The following is a 2,838-nucleotide window of genomic DNA, read 5'->3' on the forward strand; positions in this document are numbered from 1 at the left end:
GGTCTGGAAGGCGATCTCGTCGATGACGCCGATGATGTTGCCGATCTGGCCCGAGGACTGCTCGATACCGGCCATGGCGCTGACGGCCTGGTCGACGATCCGGCCCGAACGCTCGGCGCCGGCGCGAGCGTCGGCCACGAGGCCCGAGACCTCCTTGGCGCCGGTCGCGGTCTTGCGGACAGTGGCGGTGATCTGGTCGAGGGCGGCGGCGGTTTCTTCCAGGCTGGCGGCCTGCTGCTCGGTGCGGCGCGACAGGTCGTCGGAGGCCTGGGCGATCTCTTCGGAGCCGGCACGGATGCCGCCGGCCGCGCCGTTGATGCCGCGCATGGCTTCTTCCAGACGAGCGACGGCGGCGTTGAAGTCGGCCTTCAGCTGTTCGGTTTCCGGGGCGAAGCGGGCGGTGATGCGGAAGGTCAGGTCACCGTTCGACAGGTGATCGAGGGCCTGCGCCAGCGCAGCCACGGCGACGGCGTCTTCCTGGGCCTTGGCGGCTTTCTCGGCCTCGACGCGGGCGCGCTCGCTCTCGGTCAGGCGACGCTGCTCGACCGCCTCGCCTTCCAGGCGCAGCTTGTGGATGGCGGCGTCCTTGAAGCTCAGCACCGCCTGCGCCATCTGGCCGACCTCGTCCTTGCGGCCGACGGCGGGGACTTCGATGCTGTTGTCGCCGCCGGCCAGGCGACGCATGGCCGTCGTCATGGCCGCCACCGAGGCGCCGATGGTCGCCGACAGCATCCAGCCCATCACCCCGGCGATGGCCAGGGCGACGACGCCGCCGATCGCCAGCGACAGGATGGCCGTGTCCATGGCCGACTTCATTTCCTTGCCCCGCAGCGCCACGCGGTCGCTGGCCGCGGCGGTCAGTTCCTGCTGGACGGCGCGGATCTGGGTCAGGCTCTTGCGGCCCGTCAGTTCGCCGGCGGTGACGCGGCCCATCACCGGATCGTTGGCCATGGCCGCCTGGGTCGGTTCGGCGATCGTCGTGCGCCAGTCGGCCATCGCCGCGCGCAGGCGCTGGATGCGGGCCTTCTGCTCGGCGACGGTGGTCTTGGCCTCGAAGGCGTCCAGCGCCTGGTCGAACTGGGCCGCGTTGTCCTTGTAGGTCTGGGCGAAATCGGCGTCGCCGAGCAGGGCGTAGGCTCGCAGGGCGTTCTGCTGTTCCAGCACCAGGTTCATCACCGACTGGGCGTCGGTGGCCAGCGACTGGCTGCGCTGGCTGGAGACGGCGGCGTCCTCGATACGCTGCAGGCTGGTGAACACCACCGCCGACGAGGCGATGAAGGCGATGATCAGCGCGCTGAACGCGACGCCCAGCTTCGTCGAGATCTTCAAGTCGTTGAAACGCATTTCGCCCAGCCCTCAACCTATCATTCGATAAGACGAGGAACTGGGCGATAAAACTTAAGCACAGATTGCAAAATGCAGGAATAACAACGCTATTCAGCGTTTTAGATGCGACACAATACCGCATCACCCATCTGAACAGTCGTAAGTTCACCTCCAAGATCACGGGTACGCGCACCCGCATCCAGAGCAGCTTTGACCGCCGCCAGCAGACGATCGGCGGCTTCGACTTCCTTCAGCGACCAGCGCAGGGCCATCTCGAACGACAGGATGGCGGCCAGCGGATTGGCCAGGCCCTTGCCGGCGATGTCAGGGGCCGAGCCGTGGATCGGCTCGTAGAGGCCCGGCTTGTTGGGATCGCCGATGGCGGCCGAGGGCAGCATGCCCAGCGAACCGGTCAGCATGGCCGCCGCGTCCGACAGGATGTCTCCGAACAGGTTGTCGGTGACGATGACGTCGAACTGCTTGGGGGCGCGCACCAGCTGCATGGCGCAGTTGTCGGCCAGGATGTGCTCCAGCTCGACGTCGGGATACTCGCGCTTGTGCAGTTCGGTGATCACCTGCTTCCACAGCAGGCCCGACTCCATGACGTTGGACTTCTCGGCCGAGTGGACCTTGTTCTTGCGGCCGCGGGCCAGTTCGAAGGCCACGCGCCCGGCGCGCTCGATCTCGCTGGTGGTGTAGAGGGCGGTGTCGTAGCCCTTCTTCTGGCCGTCGGGCAGCACATCGATGCCGCGCGGCTCGCCGAAATAGACGCCGCCGACCAGCTCGCGCACGAACATGATGTCGAGGCCCGAGACCAGTTCGGTCTTCAGGCTGGACGCGCCGGCCAGGGCCTCGAAGCAGTAGGCCGGGCGCAGGTTGGCGTAGACGTTCATGGCCTTGCGCAGGTTCAGCAGGCCGGCCTCGGGGCGCAGGTGGCGCGGGGCGTCGGCCCACTTGGGACCACCGACCGCGCCCATCAGCACCGCGTCGCTGGCCAGGGCGCGATCACGCACCTCGTCGGTCAGCGGCGTGCCGTGCGCGTCGTAGCTGGCGCCGCCGTAGATGGCTTCCTCGACCACCAGGTTCGGCGTGAGCGCGGCCGCGACGCGGCGCACCTCGGCGCAGACTTCCGGACCGATGCCGTCGCCGGGGAGCAGGAGGAGCGTAGCCATTTCAGATCTCTCGGCTTCAAATGGAACGGTAGGCAGAAACGTCGAATGACGACATGCGGCGCTCGTGGACGCCGAGCTCGGCGCAGGCCGCACGCCATGCGGCCATATGCGGCGAAGCGCGATGGAAGGCCAGAGCCGCTTCGTCGGTGAAGTGCTCGAACACCCGGATCAGGCCGGGATCGAGCGGATCCTCGGAGAGGGCGTAGGCCAGGCACCCCGGCTCGCCGCGCGATCCGGCCCCCTGGGCCGCCAGGTGCGGCCGCAGGGCTTCCAGACGCTCGGCGCGAAACGGATGGAGCCGGCGAGGATCAGGGTCATTCGGAAAATCTCCCCCTTCCCC

General features: G+C 67.9%; 2 protein-coding genes and 1 pseudogene. All 3 read right to left on the minus strand.

Annotated elements, in window-relative coordinates:
• A partial coding sequence (locus DMC18_RS24760) for a CHASE3 domain-containing protein (protein WP_110133409.1) occupies positions 1-1,344 on the minus strand: 1,344 nt, incomplete at its 3' end.
• A gap of 101 nt (positions 1,345-1,445) precedes the next feature.
• The gene (leuB, locus tag DMC18_RS24765) at positions 1,446-2,498 is read right to left on the minus strand and encodes a 3-isopropylmalate dehydrogenase (RefSeq protein ID WP_110122131.1); all 1,053 of its coding nucleotides are present in this window, start codon (positions 2,496-2,498) and stop codon (positions 1,446-1,448) included.
• 16 nt (positions 2,499-2,514) lie between these two features.
• Positions 2,515-2,816: pseudogene (locus DMC18_RS24770) on the minus strand (putative quinol monooxygenase).
• Between the last annotated feature and the right edge of the window lie 22 nt (positions 2,817-2,838).

The sequence above is a fragment of the Caulobacter sp. D5 genome (genome assembly GCF_003185805.1).
Lineage (GTDB): Bacteria > Pseudomonadota > Alphaproteobacteria > Caulobacterales > Caulobacteraceae > Caulobacter.

Excerpts from the sequence above, each read along its gene's own strand:
- leuB (WP_110122131.1), bottom strand. The coding sequence starts at position 2,498 with ATGGCTACGCTCCTCCTGCTCCCCGGCGACGGCATCGGTCCGGAAGTC.